Here is a 15,857-nt window from a genome sequence, read left to right as displayed (position 1 = left end):
CCCAACGTGCATTGGACTGGCAGAACAAACCCCTATGCTCTGCCAGTCCAAGCCACAGGGATGACCGCCACATGCGGCCTAACCCGTTTGAAGGACTGATCCTTCCGCCCCTCAACCCAGGCCCGGACAATACGCCGCCTCTCCCCTCCTAACGCGGGAGGGCGTCACGGCCACTTCTAATCTTCCAGGAGAAACAATGCGGGACTCTTCGAATCACGCTTCCACTAAAACAAAGCCCAAGCTTCCGCTGTGGGCTGCCCTGGCACTGTCACTGGCGACAGTCGGGCCAACCCTGGCGATGTCCGGAAACGGCCAAGGCCTCATCGGCATCGTTGGGAAATCGATTCCCCTGGTCTTTGTCATCGGTCTGGTTGCAGTCGGTCTGGTCGCGTACGGTTTCGTTCGGCTAACCAGGCATCTGAACCACGCCGGTTCCGCCTACGCGTTGGTGGGCGGGACGGTTGGGCCGCGCGCCGGATTCTTCGCAGGCTTTGCCATGCTGGGCGCGTATCTGGCTTTCTCCATCGGGACACTTTCATTGACGGCAGCTTTCGTGAACTCGCTGCTTGTGCAGCTCCAAGGAGGCAGTGCGGACCCGTTCCAGATCCCTTGGCCGCTGCTGCTGATCGTCAGCTCTGTTTTGTCATTGGTTCTGGCCGGCCGAGAAGCTGCCATGATCGCAAAAATCCTGCTCATCATCGAGGGCGTCGGCATCGTCGCCATGATCGTCCTCGTCGTAGTGATTTTCGCCCGTGGCGGAGCCTCGACCACGGGGGTGGATTTCTCTGTCCTGAGCTTCGATGGGGTGAACGTTGACCAGATAATGGCTGGGGTGGTCGCCGCCTTCCTGTCATGGGCAGGCTTCGAAGCGTGCGCGTCCCTCGGGGAAGAAACGGACAATCCCAAACGGAACATTCCCCGTGCGCTCGGCGGAACACTACTTATTACCGGTGTCTTGTTTGCCGTCGTCATGTTCTCCCAAACCATTGGATTCGGAACCGACGACGCCGGACTGGCCCGTATGCAAACGTCCAGCAACACGCTCGGTGACCTCGGCCATGACTACATCGGTACGGTGTTCAGCCTGATCATCATCTTCACCGGTATCTGCGCCGCTTTCGGTTGCCACGTCGCCACGTCCGCCACAGCGGGACGCATGATTTACGCCTTCGCCCGGGACGGATTCGGTCCATCATCGCTGAGCTTACTCGATGAGAAGAACCAGGTTCCCCGCCGCGCAACGATCCTTGTCGTGATCCTGGCGCTGGTAGCAGGCCTCCTCTGCAGCTTTACGGGATGGCCGGTCATGGGAACCAACAATCCGCCCATCGACATGTACTTTCTTTTCGCAGTCGCAGGTGCGGTGTGCCTTATGGTGGCCTACTTCATGGTCGAAGTTTCCGCCATCTGGTTCACTGGAAACCGCCGTTTTGATGTCATCCACGGTGGCCGCAGCCGCTTTCTGGGTATCGCGCTCCCGGCCGTTGGCGCTGTCATTATCGCCCTTGTCATTTGGTTCAACGTTAAGGACGCGGCCACTCCGGACGCGGCACCGCTGCTGGGCCTGTATTGGTGCGGCATCGGGCTCATCGTGGCATTCGCAGCCTCGCGGGCCGCAGTCAAGGTGGGCATCGCCCTGACCAAGGAACTGAACCTTGACCCGGTCCGGAAGACAGAGCCGCAAGGCACGGAAACCCTCTCACAATGACGAGTCTGTACGAGCGGGACGGCCGTTCGATCGCAGCCATTGAACGGCTTCGCTTCTTCCCGGCCGAAGTTGAGCGCGGTCACGGATCAATTCTCTTCGAGCCATCCGGGCGCAAATTACTGGACCTGTCCGCTTCCTGGACCGCGTCAGGTCTAGGACACGGACATCCGGCCATTGTTGCTGCTGTCAGTGAAACTGTCAGAAACGCCGCTGGTGCCAGCGCATTGTCAGCTGCCAATCCGCAGGCAGTCGGTCTGGCAGAGGACCTCCTGTCTGCGGTGCCCGGCACCGGGGAGCGTCGAGTCTATTTAGGCAATTCAGGCTCCGACGCCAACGACGTCGCCATCCGGGCATGCCGCCATGCCACAGGCAGGCCCACAGTCCTGGCCTTTGAAGGCGGCTACCATGGCGGCATCGGCACGGCGATGGCGGTTTCCGGCGTTCACGTGGCTTCAGGCCAACAGCGGGACAACAACGTCGTTTTTCTGCCCTACCCGAACCCGCTCCGTCCGGCGAACGGGGGTGATATAGCCTCCACCGTTGACGCTATTTTGGACCAGGCCCGTCACCACCTTGCAACGGGTCGAATCGCTTGCCTCATCGTTGAACCCATCCTCTCTGACGGCGGGCTTGTCATCCCGCCGGCCGGGTTTCTTTCCGAACTGCACGCTTTATGCGGGAGCTTTGCCGTCCCCCTGATTTGTGACGAGGTCAAAGTTGGCCTGGCACGCCCAGGCTCTCTCCACGCTTTTGCTCTGGACGGAATAGAACCCGAGATCGTGGTTCTGGGGAAAGCACTTGGTGGAGGCCTACCCCTCTCAGCCGCGGTAGGACCAGCAACCATCATGGATACTGCACCTGCCTCGGCTCTTCTCACCACCGCTGGAAACCCTATCTGTGCTGCCGCTGGCCGGGCCGTTATCCGGACGCTGATTGAGGAGGACTTCGCTGGCCGGGCCAGAACTGCAGGAGCGCGCCTTTTCGCGGCGCTGCAACGGATTGCAGACGGACACGGGATCGAGGCCGGCCGGTCAGCTCACCGTATCGGCGAGGTCCGCGGCCAAGGCCTCGTACTAGGCGTGGAACTCGTCGCGGACAGAGCAAGCTTGGAACCCGACAACGACCTGGCCCAGCGAACGGTCTACCGGGCCTGGCAACTAGGGGCGATCGTTCACTACGTGGGCGGCAATGTTCTGGAAATCACCCCTCCCCTCGTCATCACAGACGAGCAGATAGATCAGGCTGCCGACATCATCGACCGCTCCATCAGTGACGCGATCGCCGGCCGGGTGACCGATAAGGATGTTGAAAAGTTCGTGGGCTGGTAGACATCACAACACGTCTGAGTCTGAAGAGATGCACAAGACGTGAAACGAAAGGCTTTCCCCCTAGGAGCACGACCCTCAAGGCATCTGCTCGGTTCCCCTTCTCAGGAAACACCCCCAACGAAAACCCAACGAGGAGTCCGCCCACTTGTTTCCAGATACCAGCCTGCCGTACGCCGACCTTCGTATCATTTCAGACCAGTCGAGGGACGGCTGCAAAGTTGAAGACCCAAATGTGAATGTCCTGGCGGGAGCAAAAGCCGTCAACAGTTCTGACTGCGGCACGCGGAAGCCGGCCAGGGAACTGAAAAGGCTCTTCCCTGGCCGGTTTCTGCGGGAATTAGAAGCTCTTCATCCGGCGGTGGTATCGACAGCGCGCCTCACGGCTGCCACCAACTGCTCGACATCGGTCTCAGTAGTGTCCCAGGAACACATCCCGCGCACCTCACCGCGGCTATGACCCCAGTCGTAAAAACGGAAGGACTGCCGTACCAGGTCCGCCGCCCCTGGCGGGAGGGTGGCGAAGACAGCATTGGACTGGGTCAGCTGAGTGCAGGTGATGCCGTCGATGTCTTGAATACCGGAGCGCAGCAACTGCGCCATCTCGTTGGCGTGTCCTGCAGAGTCCAGCCAGAGTCTCCGGATAGGAGGGCGATGAGCTGGGCTGAGACGAATCGCATCTTGGAGGGCAATTGCATATTCAATTTGCGCAAGTAGTTCATTCCCGGGTCAGATTTTGATCCGATCCAGAGGACAGCTTCGCCGAACAGGAGACCGTTCTTGGTGCCACCGAAGGAGAGCACGTCCACTTCTGAATCAGTGGTGAACGCCTTCAGGGGCAAGCCAAGGTATGCCGCAGCGTTAGCCAGCCTGGCCCCGTCTAAGTGCAACTTCATTCCCCGGGCATGGGCGTGGTCGGCGATCCTGGTAATCTCCTCAGGGGTGTAGCAGGTCCCCAGCTCTGTGGTCTGAGTGATGGAGACGACCAGCGGTGGGGCCCTGTGCTCATCGCCCCATCCCCATGCCTGGGCGTCGTTCAGATCCTGAGTGAGTTTCCCGTCCGGAGAGGGGACGGAAAGCAGTTTGATGCCGCCGACCCGTTCCGGGGCTCCGTTCTCATCGGTGTTGATGTGGGCCCGTTGCCGCGCAGATCACAGCGCCCCACCTAGGCAGGAGGGCCTGAAGAGCCAGGACGTTCGCTCCCGTTCCATTAAATACCGTGTACGCGGTGACGCCGGATCCGAAGTGCCCCGTATGACCTGCTGTAGCCGTCGGGTATAGATGTCTTCGCTATAAGCGGTGACGTGCCCCCCGTTGGCGACCTGAACGGCGTCGATGATTTCGGGGTGGGCTCCGGCGTAATTGTCGGAGGCAAAACCTCTGTAGTCCGGGTTGTGGAGCCTGCCGGCATCAGTGAACTGCTCTGTGCTGTCCAAGTGAACGCTCACGACAAGGCCACCAACGGTTGGCCAGCCTTCAGTGGAAGGCGTAGCCCATTAAGCTTGTCAGCTTCCACTGCGAAGATCAGTTCAACAGCTTCGGCTAGAACAGAGACATCGGTGAACCCTGGGAACTTTCGACCGGGTTGCGCGGCACTCATCCGGTCGTCCACGAGCGCCTTCACGATAAAGATCAACGCCGCTGCGCGCTGTTTCGTCTCGATGGTCCCGTCTCCGGGCAGTTTCCTGCGGAAACCGTCGGCCACGGCCAGCGTCCAGGCCTCCGCCGCCGATTTCACGGCAGCGTACGCGGCACCGTCGGCGGTGGGTGCAGACGCGGACTGCGCAGAGACGATGGCGAGGCGTCCAGCGGGCGCGGCCAGCAGGTCGCTGTAGAACGCCCGGCTGGTGTTCCTGAGTGTGGTCAGAACGCTGGTGTTCAGGAATTCCCAGTCGTATCGCTCTGGTCAGGTATGCTTCCTCCCCCCCGCCACCCTCCCACCAGGTGGATCAGACCCTCGGCCGGGCCGAGGTCGACACGGATGGAATTGGCGAGGTCTTCAACGGACTGCAGGTCGGAGAAGTTGCAGACGTAGCCGGTAACATTGTCATGAGCTGCGGCGAGCTCGTGTACGCGGTCTTCTACGATGTCTACGCGGCGACGCGGGCACCGGCGTCAGAGAGGGTGCGGACCACGGCGAGGCCGGCTGCACTGGTGGAGCCGGCGACGACAATGGTCCGGCCATCAAGGAACTGGCTCACTGGCTGATCTTCTCCTGGATCTGGAGGAAGCTATGGCCCGTGATGCCTTCGGTGGAGGCGATGACGTCACGCATCTTCTTCTCCAGAGCTTCGTAGAACATGGACAGCGGGAACTCGTCATCCAGGACTTGATCGGTCAGGCCCCGGGGCGGTCCATCCAGTGGGAGGGCATCCGGCCCCTTAGCCCACACCGATGCCGGATGAGGTGTGACGGTTTCGGAAATGAGGTCGTAGGCGGCCAGCCAGTGGGCAGCCTTGGGGCGGTCGATCGAGCGCCAATAGAGTTCTTCGATGCGGATGCCGAGTTCGACGACAACGCTGGCGACATCCTTCCAATCAATGCTGAGCTTGCCGTCGGTCCAGTGCAGGACCCGGTGCTGGTGCATCCAAGCGAACAGCAACTGTCCGCCAAGGCCGTCGTAGTTGCGGACTCGGGGACCGGTGATCGCGAACCGGAAGATCCGGTCGAAAAGCACAGCGTACTGGACGAGTTTGGCGTGCTTGCGGGCACCCTCGGAGGCGTTTTCGTCTTTTTCGATGATGACGGATTCACGGAAGGCGGTCAGGTCGCAGCGCAGTTCTTCGAGGGAATAGAGGAAGAAGGGCATCCGCTGCTTGATCATGAACGGATCAAACGGCAGGTCCCCACGCATGTGGGTCCGGTCGTGGATCAGATCCCACATAACGAAGGCCCGCTCCGTCAGGTGCTGATCTTCCAAGAGTTCGGCGGCGTCAGCTGGAAGCTCAAGGGAGGTGATGTCCGCTGCTGCCCGTAGAACCTGGCGGAACCGGGCAGCTTCGCGGTCAGCGAAGATGCCGCCCCAAGTGAACGACGGGGTGCTGCGCACTGAGACGCTTTCGGGGAACAGCACGGCGGAGTTCGTGTCGTAACCGGGGGTGAAGTCGACGAAGCTGATCGGGACGAAGAGTTTATTGGAATAGTGTCCTGCCTCGAGTTCCGCGATGAACTCAGGCCAGATGACCTCGATCAGTACGGCTTCGACAAGGCGGTTGGTGCTGCCGTTCTGGGTGTACATGGGAAACACCACCAGGTGCGGCAAACCGTTAACCCTCGCACGTTCCGGTTGAAAAGCCACCAAGGAATCCAGGAAGTCCGGCGTACCAAAGCCGCTGGCATCCCACTTTTGGAAGTCATCAACCAAACGGTCTAAGTATTCGGCGTCGTGAAGGAGAAATGACCGCAATACCTCGATCGAGGCGATGATGATGGAAACATTCCGTCGGGCCTCTTCGTGGTTGGAAGCTTCCGGGATGGAGCCGTCCTGGATCTGAAGCTGTTGCAACTTGATCGCCGCCGACTTCAACGTCGTCCACGCCGGTTGTGTCCTCAGATCTTCCGCTGTGATGGTCGGTTCGGTCTCGCTAGTGGACATTGTCATTCCTTCCGCTGGGATGTATGACCAAAGTAACAATGAACAAGCGTTACTAATAGAAAATCACCATAAGGGCAAGCAACGCTTGGTCTTACGCTCAGTTAGGAGTGATTTGAATCGGCCGTCTCTTTGGGTCTTTTCGTAAGATAATGGTTATTACGCAAGAATATCTAGCATTTCATACAATCAGCTTAAGGTTCCCAATGCCCCACAAAACTGCCCTCACCGCCCATGGCCCGCGGCTCGGGATCACCTAAGGGAAAGGCACCCGCCCTTCATGCGCTCAACAATCAGCGGCACTGACCACCCTCACAGGTTAACGGAGTCACGGTTACAGACTCTTCTATGGTTGTCAACGCAGAGATGGCAGCGGGCTGTTGGCATTGAGCGTGCGGTAAATACGTCGGGCGAGGTAGCGTTTGACGCACCGACGGATTTCCTTCTTGGTTCGTCCTTCTTCCTTTCGTTTTGCTATGTACGCGATGGTTTCTGGATCGAACGCCATCCTCGTTAGAGCAATCATGTGAAGGGCTTTGTTCAGGGTCCTGTCGCCTCCCCGGTTGAGCCGGTGGCGGACCGTACTTCCTGATGAAGCGGGAATGGGATTAACCCCGGCAAGGGAGGCGAAAGCCGCTTCGGAACGTACCCGGCCTTGGTGAGACCATGCGGTGAGACAAATGGCTGCTGTGACTGGCCCGAAGCCGGTCTCCTGAAGCAGCGGTGCGGCTTCGCTGACCTCGACCAGTTCAGTGATCCGGGCACCGTGTGCTTTGATTTCCGCGTCAAGATCACCGATGCGCTTGCCGAGCCTGACGGCTTCGGAGCGGGCTACCAGCACCGCGAGAGGTTCGTCACGGACCCGCCAGTGGGCGACTTCCAGGATCTGGCTTCCGGTCAACGAGTTGCGCGCATCCAAACCCAAATCGTGGGTCCGGAGCAATGCCGTCAACGCGTTCACCGTCCTGGTTCTGTCGGTTGTCATCGAATGACGTGCACAGACCAGGACCCGCAAAGCCGCCCGGACACCCTCGTTCAACCGTGGCCGGCGTAGCTTGTCCTCTTCCATGGCAAGAACGGCAGAAGCGATCCTGTGCGCGTCCAACGGATCCGACTTTCCAACGCCACGCCGCGGAAGGGCGTCCATGCGCGCGCGGCTTCGGCGACCTGGTAACCGGCAGCGGCGACAGCCCCAGCCAGCACGGCACCATAAGAAGCCGCGCCTTCGATCACCCACAAAGTGGCCAGATCTGCGTCGGTACGACGAGCGACCCAAGCAATGGCGCGACTAATCCCCGCGCCGGTCGCCGGGAAGTCCCGGTTATCGATCCGTTCGCCGCTTGGCACGGCGATGATGGCGAAGACGTGCTTCCGGGCGTGGGTGTCGACACCGACGACAAACGGGTGGGAATACGCAACGATAGTCATAGCGGTTCTGGCTCCTTCCTCATTTCGCGGACATGGTCAGGGCCGTTACGGGCCGGTACCAGTCCGGGTTGAGGTCACTTCGGAACAGCACTGTGACGAGCCACGCCCCCGCTCAGGGCGGACAATCTTCTGATCAAGTCACCGAGGTGGGCCGGGCAGGTGCCGGCCGCCCACCCAGCAGACGGACATGTCGATAACAAGACACCCAGACAGCGCCGGGGCCAAGCGTTTAATGAGTCACGACCGCAAGGTGGAACGGCCTGCACTTACTCTGCCAGCCAATCCCAGACCAGCCACCGCAATCCTCACAGGCGTTTTAGCCACGGGAGTAGAAGCAGCTGCGAGAACTCCCTGTCCGCTGTCAGTTGAGTTGGCAGTTTTGTGTCAGAAGACACGGCAGCCTACGGGTTTGCGTGATCTTGTCAATGGATATGGCAGCGTGACTTTGCTGGGAGCGCCTCTGCGCCGGGAGCCAAGACCATGTGACCGCCTGGGACGCTTTACGTATTTACGGAACTGCCAGATCCAGTGTCAATCAAAGCGCTGGATCGCAGTCAGTAGAACTGGCAGTTCCCATGTCAGCGCTGCCAGATTCACTGACAACGGACAACTCCCGTACATCGACGATTCGAACATTTTCTCAAGTCTCCCGCGGCAGAGTTTTTCAGGAAAGGTGCCTGAACTCTGGTGGGCTGGGGGTATCCGCTGAGCGGGTATCAGCCCTTTTTTAGCCAGCTATGAGGCGGAAGGTTAGGAAAGATCTGCGAGATTCTGCGGGATTACAAGGTTTCTGTGTATGGTCTTACTCGTAGGAAGGCAGTCCTCACCGGCCAAAGTAAGTGCTTTCACACTCCACTGGTTTGACGTATGGATTAGGAGCGCACCTCCGCTGTCTCCGAAACAAGAGTTATTCCCACTCGGCTCGGCCGGGGCGGCGCATGTGTACTCGCTCCCCTTGATGGTTTCAGTACCGAGGGCTCTCAACTCTGATGCGCACTCTGATGGCGACAGAATTGTCATTGGGATCTTCTTCTGCAGGCATGGTCCTACCTTCGTCTCACTCAGGCGACCCCACCCAACGACTAGTCCCCTTCGTTCGTCTAAGGCTTCTGGTTGGGCCTCCGCAGGGGCGGTTTCAACCAGATCGTCTAGGAGCAGGTAGGCGAGATGTGGGCTCGCTTTCGGATATATCACTTCAACAATTCCACGCCGCTCCGATTGGGCGTTGTTGGAGCACAAGTTGGATACTCCGATTACTACGTCGACGGTTGAAACATCTCTATCGGCTAGGCAATGATCAACAGTTACGACTACGTGTGGGGCAACGAGTACTCCCCCACAGAACTGCCCATCCACCAGGAATTCGGAAGCACTGGACTGATTGACGAGAGCTACCTGGGCGAATACGGGTACATCAACACCTGTGTATTGACTTGCTGGAACTGATGCCAATAGGAGAATGCTTAGACCAACCCTCACCGGCCGCATGCACGGAAACACTATTGGTTACTCAGGCAAGTGGAAGTCGGAAAGGTGTATCCCATCTTTCCTTCGGTCGCGAAAGTGGTGGAGTCATCCGAGTATTTGACCGTCATTCCCGCAGTTGAGGCTTCCTTTCGAGGGTCAACTATGTCTATTTCGAAGACGACGTTGACTGCACTTTTCGCGGGTACTTGGTAGTCCTTGAGTGGTTGTTTAATGGACCACAATTCCCTGGCAGTCTGAGAATCCTCCAGCGTGCCCATGCTGATGTATGACTGGCCCGTATCTTTGAGTGGTATCACCCAAACGTATTTGACGTGGACGTTCTCCTCATCCTTTAGGGATGCCGCATCCAGCCTTACCGTCGAGGCGTCCGAGGCTTGGAGCAGCTCTCCGATGAGCATGGTCTTGTCTTCGTGATTGGGTGTGCAGATCTCGCCGGCCCCACCACCCAACACGGCGGGTCCGTTCGACTCAGGAGCGGCGCAACCTCCAATAATGCACGCCATGACGATAAGTGCGCCAGGCGCTGTCAATCTGGATCGCATGATTCTGGTCAGCTAGACGAGGTCACCGAGCATGATGTGCCCCGGATTCGCCTGACCCGGCCCCGCGTGAGATCCACAGTATTGGCGGCGGTCCAGTGACGAGTAAGTGAGCGACGCGCTGGTTGAATAGCCCGTCTTCGCCGACAGGTTAATCCCAATATCTGATTGGGTTGCTGCACCACCTGTCCAGGTGATCGCGTTGTTATCTGTGCGCGTAATGGATGACTCTGCTGCGATCTCGCTGCAGTAATTTTTGGCAGGTGTTATGGATGTGTCTACCTTCTGTGTCCCGCCGAAGTGGGACTCTGGACGCACCTCATACTTGTCGGTCCAAACCCCTGTCGTGGGGTTGGTGAGACAACGGACGTGATACTTCGCGAAGACAAATTGGGTTTGATAGGTCTTCTTGTGCCCCTGGTTAACGGTTCCGTAGTTATTCTCAGATGAGACGCTCACCGTACGTTCCCCGCTCGCCGAGAAGCTTCCGAAGGAGCCAGTAGGCGACACTCCAATCCCAATGCTGCTGCTGGCGGAAGCCGTCATTTTGAAGTTCGCAGTGGTGTAGTAACTAGGGCCAAGGGCGAATGACGCGCCGACGGTTACCCATCGAGGGGCGTAAGTCTGCACCTTCGCCGACGTGCAATTGGCGGCGGCCTTCAAAGCGAGACTCTCCGAGGCGACGTCACTTGGAACAGCAGGAGCAGCGCTCCCGGCCGAGGTCAACGGTGCCAAATCAAGGAACCGCGTCTTTTGGCGTGACTGGAGATTCTGACGCGCAACTTCAGCGCTCTCGCCAACTTCCGACGCTAACTTCTTGTCAAAGCTGTACCAATACGATTCGCCATTTCGAGCAGACGAAGATATGGAAAAGTCCACGTGTCCGTTCTCCGATGTCGCTAGCTTGACGGCCCGATCATCATTGACCGTAAGGCTAAACCTGCCCTTGTCATCAGTTACTGAGGTCGCAACAACATTGAGTTTGAGCTTTTCGCCTGTTTTGGCGTTTTTTTGGGTTTCAGCTCGGGGCCAAGCAAGAAGAGAAACTTCTTGACCAGCTTCCACGGCATTTCCCGAAGAATCACGAAGGATACCACTTGCAACCAAGTCGTCGGCGGCTTGAGCCGCAGGTACGCTCACCAAAGTGGACAAAATAATGGATCCGATGGTTGCTGCTGGCAGCAGAATTTTTCTCAATTTTCCCCCAAAAGTTGATGTGTAGTAGTCAAACACAGGTTTTCCGTTTTGAGAAACTCCAGTACTTATCGTTCAGCCACCGGTCCGGAGCCCCGGAAATGTTCGATGAGGTTTGTCATTCAGTTGGCCTTCAGCATGAGCCAGCGTTGAAGTCTCGCTGGGCCCGTACCAGGGCGCTTCGCCGGTGCCTTGAGCTAGACCTGTCCGCAGCGTTTTACGGGCACATCCGGTCGACAAGTTTTCGGAGGTCGGAGGGTTTGAAAGGTTTGGTGAGGTGGGCGGCGGTTCGCCCGAGGACTCTCCGTGGTCTGCCCTGCCCTGATCATCATGATCACCGCCCACGCAGGAACAGACACCGAACTCGAGGCCATGGCCGCAGGAAAAATCCCAAGGCCGGAACCGCATCACCCACAGCCACCAACAAACCAACAACTAAGCCAGCCACAAGGCCCGCAGCTCATCCGCAGTCCCCGGGGAACCTGAACACGCGACGCCCCCAGCTTGACGGAATCACGGTTATCGGCTTTCGGGCAGGTCAGCTACCTCAGAGCTACTGGTGACCGTTCCATTCGTTCTTGATAGCCGGCAGCCAACTGGCACTTCCAGCTGGCTCGTACCCGAGAATCGGAACGGGTGTCAGTGGGGCTCGACTGCTTCGAGTACGTCGACGGCGTAATCGAGGGCTGCTTGGGCCCGTGCCGTGAGTTTGATGTCTGAGGGCCAGACGGCTACGACTGAGGTGAGGCCTGCGCGGGGGCGAAGGCGTCTGGTCGCTATGTTGATGCCTTCGCTGGAGATGGGAATCTGGTTGGGTCGGGACATCAGAAGGCTGTAGCCGAGTCCGCGGCCGACCATTGCCCTGACCAAGTCAATTTGCGGAACTACGGCTTTGAGCTGGGGCGTCAGCCCGCGCTGGGCAAACATCAGCTGTGTGTAGCCGGTACTGGGGGCGGTGTCCAACATTATGAGTGGTTGGGCTGCAAGGTCGGCCAAGTCCACATCCTGGCCCCCTGCCAAGGGGTCTGTTTCGGCCAGGACTGCCATGACCTCTGTTTCGTAGATCACCCGTCGCTGAAGGCCCGGTGGTAACCCGATGTCGTAGACGATGGCGGTGTCCAGCGCTCCCTTTTCCAGCGCGGGGAGCAGGTCGGAATGGTCTCCGACGCTGATGCTGATTTCCACTCCAGGATGGAGTCTGTTCATGCCCTCCAGCACGGCGGGAAGTACGTTGCTGGCCAGTCCCGTGTAGCAGCCCAGGGCCAAGGGGCCCTTGAGTTCGCCACTGAACTCGGCAAGGTCGGCTACGAGGGTGTCGGCAGCTTTCAGGATTTCCCTGGCCCTGGCGGCGAAGTGCCTTCCGGTGGGGGTCACGTGAAGACCTCGCGCCTTGCGGCGGACGCAAAGCTGCTCTCCGACGGCTGTCTCCAGCTCCGTGAGGGCGTGGGAGAGGGCGGATTCCGAGATGTGGAGTTCCTTCGCTGCCGATCCGAGGGTCGCATGATCGGGAAGGACGGCGAACAGTTCCAACTGCCGCAAGGTAAACCTCGGCATCATTCTCCTATCTTTTCGATGAAGTTGTGCAATTATTCGCACTTTACTAGGAAAAGGCGGGCGGTGACACTGGTTACACCAATGCAGTAGGAGAAAGCCATGACGACGATGTCTGAAGCCGGACAGTGCCCGTACCACCACGCTGACAGCGACAACCCACGCCCCACCACAGCAATCGGTGCCACTTCCGTTCACGCCCTGCCCGGTGGAGTCCCCGTGGCGGATTGGATAGACGTGGACGCGATGATGGTGGATCCGTATCCCACCTATGAGCGGCTCCGGCGGGAATCACCGGTCGCATGGGTTCCCCGGCTGAATAAGTTCCTGGTGACTGGCTACGCGGGCTGCCACGAAGTTGAGCAGGACCAGACCGTCTTCAGCGCCAACGTCTCGGGCGCCACCATGAACCGGGCCATCGGGGCGCAGCCCATGCTTCGCAAGGACGACCCGGACCATGCCGCTGACCGGGCGCCGATCAACCCGGTCCTGCGGCCTAAGAATATCAAGGACGCTTGGGGGGCAGTTTTTGCCCGTAACGCCGACACCTACCTTGATGCGTTGGAAGACATGGGCCCGGATCTGGCGGACTTGAACCGGGATTATGCGGCTCCGCTGGCTTCGAAGAACCTCAGCGACTTGTTGGGCTTGAAAGACGTCACCGTTGAACAGGTCCGCCGGTGGTCCCATGACTTCATCGCCGGAATGGGCAACGTACTGGACGACCCGGAGATCTGGGCACGCTGCGACAGTGCGATCCAGGAAAGCGACGCGCTGTTGGCGGAGCTTATCCCGTACTACAGGCAAAATCCTGACGCCTCCATGATCTCTGCCTTGGCCAACAGCGGCCTGCCTGCGGCTAACGTAGCCGCCAACGTCAAGCTGACCATCTCCGGAGGCATGAACGAGCCACAGCACATGGTGACCAACATGGTGTGGGCTTTGAGCAACCATCCGGATCAACGCGAGCAAGTGCTGGCTGAGCCGGCGGGCTGGGCTGCCGTGTTCGATGAAGCCGTCCGCTTCGTCTCACCGATCGGCATGTATCCCCGCGAAACAACCCAGGCAACCGTGCTCGAGGGAGTGCCGCTTCCCGCCGGGGCCGGCATCGGCGTTGTCGTTGGCTCGGCCAACCGTGACGAAAGCCAGTTCGGGAGCACAGCCGACGCTTTCGACATCAACCGCGCCAAGAAGCCACACCTGGCCTTCGGGAGCGGCGTCCACCTGTGTGCCGGCCACTGGGCCGCGAAAACTTCCATCGGCCAGATCGCCGTCCCGAAAGCCTACGAAAGGTTCCCCGGCCTGCGTACGGACACCCGACGCGCGGAGGCATGGTCCGGGTGGGTGTTCCGCGGCCTCACCAGCCTGCCCGTGACCTGGAACTAAACCTCTTCAACTTCAAAGGAGCTTCCCATGGCCTCTGTAACTTTCACCCAACCAGACGGGACCGCCCGCACCCTGGACGTCAGCGCCGGTACCACCCTGATGCGGGCCGCCGTAAGCAATGGCGTCGACGGAATCGTCGGCGAATGCGGCGGCCAAGCGATGTGTGCCACGTGCCACGTATACGTCCGCCCCCAGTTCGCCGCAGCACTGCCCGAGATGGGCGATGACGAAGAAGAAATGCTCGACTGCACCACCGCCGAAAGAACTGAGCGGTCACGATTGGGCTGCCAGATCACGCTCGGAGATGAGCTGTCCGGAATCGTCGTCGACGTACCGGCAGACCAGCTCTAGACGAAGGGAACCATCATGAATGTCGTCATCATTGGAGCGGGCCAGGCTGGTCTGCAAGTCGCTGACTCGCTGCGCAGCGAAGGCTTCGACGGGCCGATCACCCTCGTCGCAGACGAACAAGGCGTGCCTTATCAGCGCCCTCCGCTATCCAAGGACTACCTCACCCCGGGCAAAGAGCCCCTGCCGCTTCCCCTTCGCGGGGAAGCATTCTTCACGGAGAAAGGCATCCGCCTTCTTTCAGGAGTCTCAGTGAGTGCAGTTGACCGCACCAGCCGCCGCGTCGTTCTGAACGACCAGCAGGAAGTGCCTTACGAGCACCTCGTTTTCGCTACCGGGGCGCGCAACCGGGAACTGGGCTGCCCGGGGGCTGCGCTACAGGGAATTCACGGCCTACGGACACTCTCCGACGCCGAACACCTGAACAGTGCCTTGAGCCAGGCCCGGAACGTCGTTGTCATCGGCGCCGGCTTCATCGGTCTGGAATTCGCCGTGGCCGCGCGCACCCACGGCTGTTCCGTCACAGTCCTTGAGTTCGCCCCCAGGCCCATGGGCCGGGCCCTGACACCCGGGATGAGTGAATGGTTTATCGGTGCCCACACCGCGTTGGGCGTCAATCTCCGGCTTTCCGAAGGCATCGACCGGTTTGAATCAGACCCCGAGGGGCACGTTATGGCCGCGGTCTCGACCACCGGACAACACTACCCGGCCGACCTGGTCGTTGTGGGCGTCGGAGTACTTCCCAACGACGCCTTGGCAGCGGAAAGCGGCCTCGAAACCAATAACGGGATTCTTGTGGACGCTACCTTGAGAACTTCCGATCCACGCGTCCTGGCAGTCGGTGACTGCGCCAACTTCCCTAACATCCACACCGGGGCACAAACCCGACTCGAATCCGTACAAAACGCCACGGATCACGGACGCCACGCCGCCCGCACCATTCTGGGCGGCTCCGACACCTACACTGCTCTGCCCTGGTTCTGGTCCACCCAGGGACCGTACAGGCTGCAGATGGCCGGCATCGCCGGAACCGGTGACGACACCCTGGTTCTGGGAGACCAGGACGCAGCAAAGTTCTCGATCCTCTGCTTCCGCGACGGCGTGATGGCCGCTGTGGAATCAGTGAACATGCCGGCCGACCACATAGCGGCCCGCAAGCTTCTCACTGCCGGCGCCAGAATCACCCGCGCCCAGGCAGAGAGCGAAGGCTTCTCGCTCAAGTCGGCCGCCGCGTCGGCCGGCCAGCTGGCCGCCTGAGCACCACACCGCGCTTTTTCTGGAAGTACCCCTGTCGCAAC

13 protein-coding genes and 2 pseudogenes are annotated in these 15,857 nt (G+C 59.7%); 6 read left to right on the top strand and 9 right to left on the bottom strand.

Annotation, left to right across the window (positions count from 1 at the left end):
- Window positions 1-196 precede the first annotated feature (196 nt).
- The gene (locus ACIQTZ_RS12440; RefSeq protein ID WP_402981032.1) at window positions 197-1,708 is read left to right on the top strand and encodes an APC family permease; all 1,512 of its coding nucleotides are present in this window, start codon (window positions 197-199) and stop codon (window positions 1,706-1,708) included.
- Window positions 1,705-3,036, top strand: a complete 1,332-nt coding sequence (locus ACIQTZ_RS12435) for an aspartate aminotransferase family protein (RefSeq protein ID WP_402981029.1) — start codon at window positions 1,705-1,707, stop codon at window positions 3,034-3,036. The genes ACIQTZ_RS12440 and ACIQTZ_RS12435 overlap by 4 nt, the downstream gene beginning before the upstream one ends.
- Window positions 3,037-3,384: 348 nt before the next feature.
- Here the strand turns inward: ACIQTZ_RS12435 and ACIQTZ_RS12430 are convergent.
- From ACIQTZ_RS12430 to ACIQTZ_RS12405, 6 genes and pseudogenes are all read right to left on the bottom strand, one after another.
- Window positions 3,385-4,469, bottom strand: a pseudogene (locus tag ACIQTZ_RS12430) (threonine aldolase family protein).
- 8 nt (window positions 4,470-4,477) lie between these two features.
- Window positions 4,478-4,771, bottom strand: coding sequence for a hypothetical protein (locus ACIQTZ_RS12425; RefSeq protein WP_402981027.1), 294 nt, complete (start codon window positions 4,769-4,771; stop codon window positions 4,478-4,480).
- 459 nt (window positions 4,772-5,230) lie between these two features.
- On the bottom strand, window positions 5,231-6,634 hold the full coding sequence (locus ACIQTZ_RS12420) for a DUF6421 family protein (RefSeq protein WP_402981024.1): 1,404 nt from the start codon (window positions 6,632-6,634) through the stop codon (window positions 5,231-5,233).
- Between the two features lie 346 nt (window positions 6,635-6,980).
- Entirely contained in the window at window positions 6,981-7,610 is a 630-nt protein-coding gene (locus tag ACIQTZ_RS12415) for a transposase (RefSeq protein WP_402981138.1), read from the bottom strand.
- A gap of 9 nt (window positions 7,611-7,619) precedes the next feature.
- Window positions 7,620-8,053, bottom strand: a pseudogene (locus tag ACIQTZ_RS12410) (transposase); the annotation flags it as partial.
- Between the two features lie 750 nt (window positions 8,054-8,803).
- Window positions 8,804-9,409: a trypsin-like serine protease gene (locus ACIQTZ_RS12405; RefSeq protein ID WP_402981135.1), complete on the bottom strand. Its 606-nt coding sequence runs from the start codon at window positions 9,407-9,409 to the stop codon at window positions 8,804-8,806.
- Between ACIQTZ_RS12405 and ACIQTZ_RS12400 the strand changes: the two genes are divergently transcribed.
- A complete protein-coding gene (locus ACIQTZ_RS12400) occupies window positions 9,347-9,499 on the top strand; it encodes a hypothetical protein (RefSeq protein ID WP_402981144.1) in 153 nt (50 codons plus the stop codon). The two genes, ACIQTZ_RS12405 and ACIQTZ_RS12400, sit on opposite strands and share 63 nt — an antisense overlap.
- A gap of 53 nt (window positions 9,500-9,552) precedes the next feature.
- Here the strand turns inward: ACIQTZ_RS12400 and ACIQTZ_RS12395 are convergent, their stop codons facing one another.
- The 3 genes from ACIQTZ_RS12395 to ACIQTZ_RS12385 all read right to left on the bottom strand — a co-directional run bounded on the left by ACIQTZ_RS12395 (window position 9,553) and on the right by ACIQTZ_RS12385 (window position 12,831).
- Window positions 9,553-9,939, bottom strand: coding sequence for a hypothetical protein (locus ACIQTZ_RS12395; protein WP_402981021.1), 387 nt, complete (start codon window positions 9,937-9,939; stop codon window positions 9,553-9,555).
- A 156-nt stretch (window positions 9,940-10,095) separates the two neighbouring features.
- Window positions 10,096-11,313, bottom strand: coding sequence for a hypothetical protein (locus ACIQTZ_RS12390; RefSeq protein ID WP_402981018.1), 1,218 nt, complete (start codon window positions 11,311-11,313; stop codon window positions 10,096-10,098).
- 600 nt (window positions 11,314-11,913) lie between these two features.
- Window positions 11,914-12,831, bottom strand: a complete 918-nt coding sequence (locus ACIQTZ_RS12385) for a LysR substrate-binding domain-containing protein (protein ID WP_402981015.1) — start codon at window positions 12,829-12,831, stop codon at window positions 11,914-11,916.
- Between the two features lie 96 nt (window positions 12,832-12,927).
- On the opposite strand from ACIQTZ_RS12385, the gene ACIQTZ_RS12380 reads away from it, so the two are divergent.
- From ACIQTZ_RS12380 to ACIQTZ_RS12370, 3 genes are read left to right on the top strand one after another with little or no spacing between them, the layout of a single operon-like run.
- Window positions 12,928-14,211 carry a cytochrome P450 gene (locus tag ACIQTZ_RS12380; RefSeq protein WP_402981012.1) on the top strand — a complete coding sequence of 428 codons (1,284 nt, stop codon included), beginning with the start codon at window positions 12,928-12,930 and terminating at the stop codon, window positions 14,209-14,211.
- A 27-nt stretch (window positions 14,212-14,238) separates the two neighbouring features.
- On the top strand, window positions 14,239-14,562 hold the full coding sequence (locus tag ACIQTZ_RS12375) for a 2Fe-2S iron-sulfur cluster-binding protein (RefSeq protein WP_402981009.1): 324 nt from the start codon (window positions 14,239-14,241) through the stop codon (window positions 14,560-14,562).
- 15 nt (window positions 14,563-14,577) lie between these two features.
- Complete coding sequence (locus tag ACIQTZ_RS12370; RefSeq protein ID WP_402981007.1) at window positions 14,578-15,816, top strand: NAD(P)/FAD-dependent oxidoreductase; 1,239 nt, start codon at window positions 14,578-14,580, stop codon at window positions 15,814-15,816.
- Window positions 15,817-15,857: the final 41 nt, after the last annotated feature.

The sequence above is a fragment of the Paenarthrobacter sp. NPDC090520 genome (assembly GCF_044769205.1).
In the GTDB taxonomy this organism is placed as follows: domain Bacteria; phylum Actinomycetota; class Actinomycetes; order Actinomycetales; family Micrococcaceae; genus Arthrobacter.
The sequence above is the reverse complement of the archived record's forward strand: the minus strand, read 5'-3'. Positions and strand labels throughout refer to the sequence as shown.

Coding starts and splice junctions, on each gene's coding strand:
- ACIQTZ_RS12435 (WP_402981029.1), top strand. CDS start 1,705: ATGACGAGTCTGTACGAGCGGGACGGCCGTTCGATCGCAGCCATTGAA.
- ACIQTZ_RS12395 (WP_402981021.1), bottom strand. CDS start 9,939: ATGCTCATCGGAGAGCTGCTCCAAGCCTCGGACGCCTCGACGGTAAGG.
- ACIQTZ_RS12420 (WP_402981024.1), bottom strand. CDS start 6,634: ATGACAATGTCCACTAGCGAGACCGAACCGACCATCACAGCGGAAGAT.
- ACIQTZ_RS12400 (WP_402981144.1), top strand. CDS start 9,347: ATGATCAACAGTTACGACTACGTGTGGGGCAACGAGTACTCCCCCACA.
- ACIQTZ_RS12415 (WP_402981138.1), bottom strand. CDS start 7,610: ATGACAACCGACAGAACCAGGACGGTGAACGCGTTGACGGCATTGCTC.
- ACIQTZ_RS12380 (WP_402981012.1), top strand. CDS start 12,928: ATGACGACGATGTCTGAAGCCGGACAGTGCCCGTACCACCACGCTGAC.
- ACIQTZ_RS12440 (WP_402981032.1), top strand. CDS start 197: ATGCGGGACTCTTCGAATCACGCTTCCACTAAAACAAAGCCCAAGCTT.
- ACIQTZ_RS12375 (WP_402981009.1), top strand. CDS start 14,239: ATGGCCTCTGTAACTTTCACCCAACCAGACGGGACCGCCCGCACCCTG.
- ACIQTZ_RS12385 (WP_402981015.1), bottom strand. CDS start 12,831: ATGATGCCGAGGTTTACCTTGCGGCAGTTGGAACTGTTCGCCGTCCTT.
- ACIQTZ_RS12370 (WP_402981007.1), top strand. CDS start 14,578: ATGAATGTCGTCATCATTGGAGCGGGCCAGGCTGGTCTGCAAGTCGCT.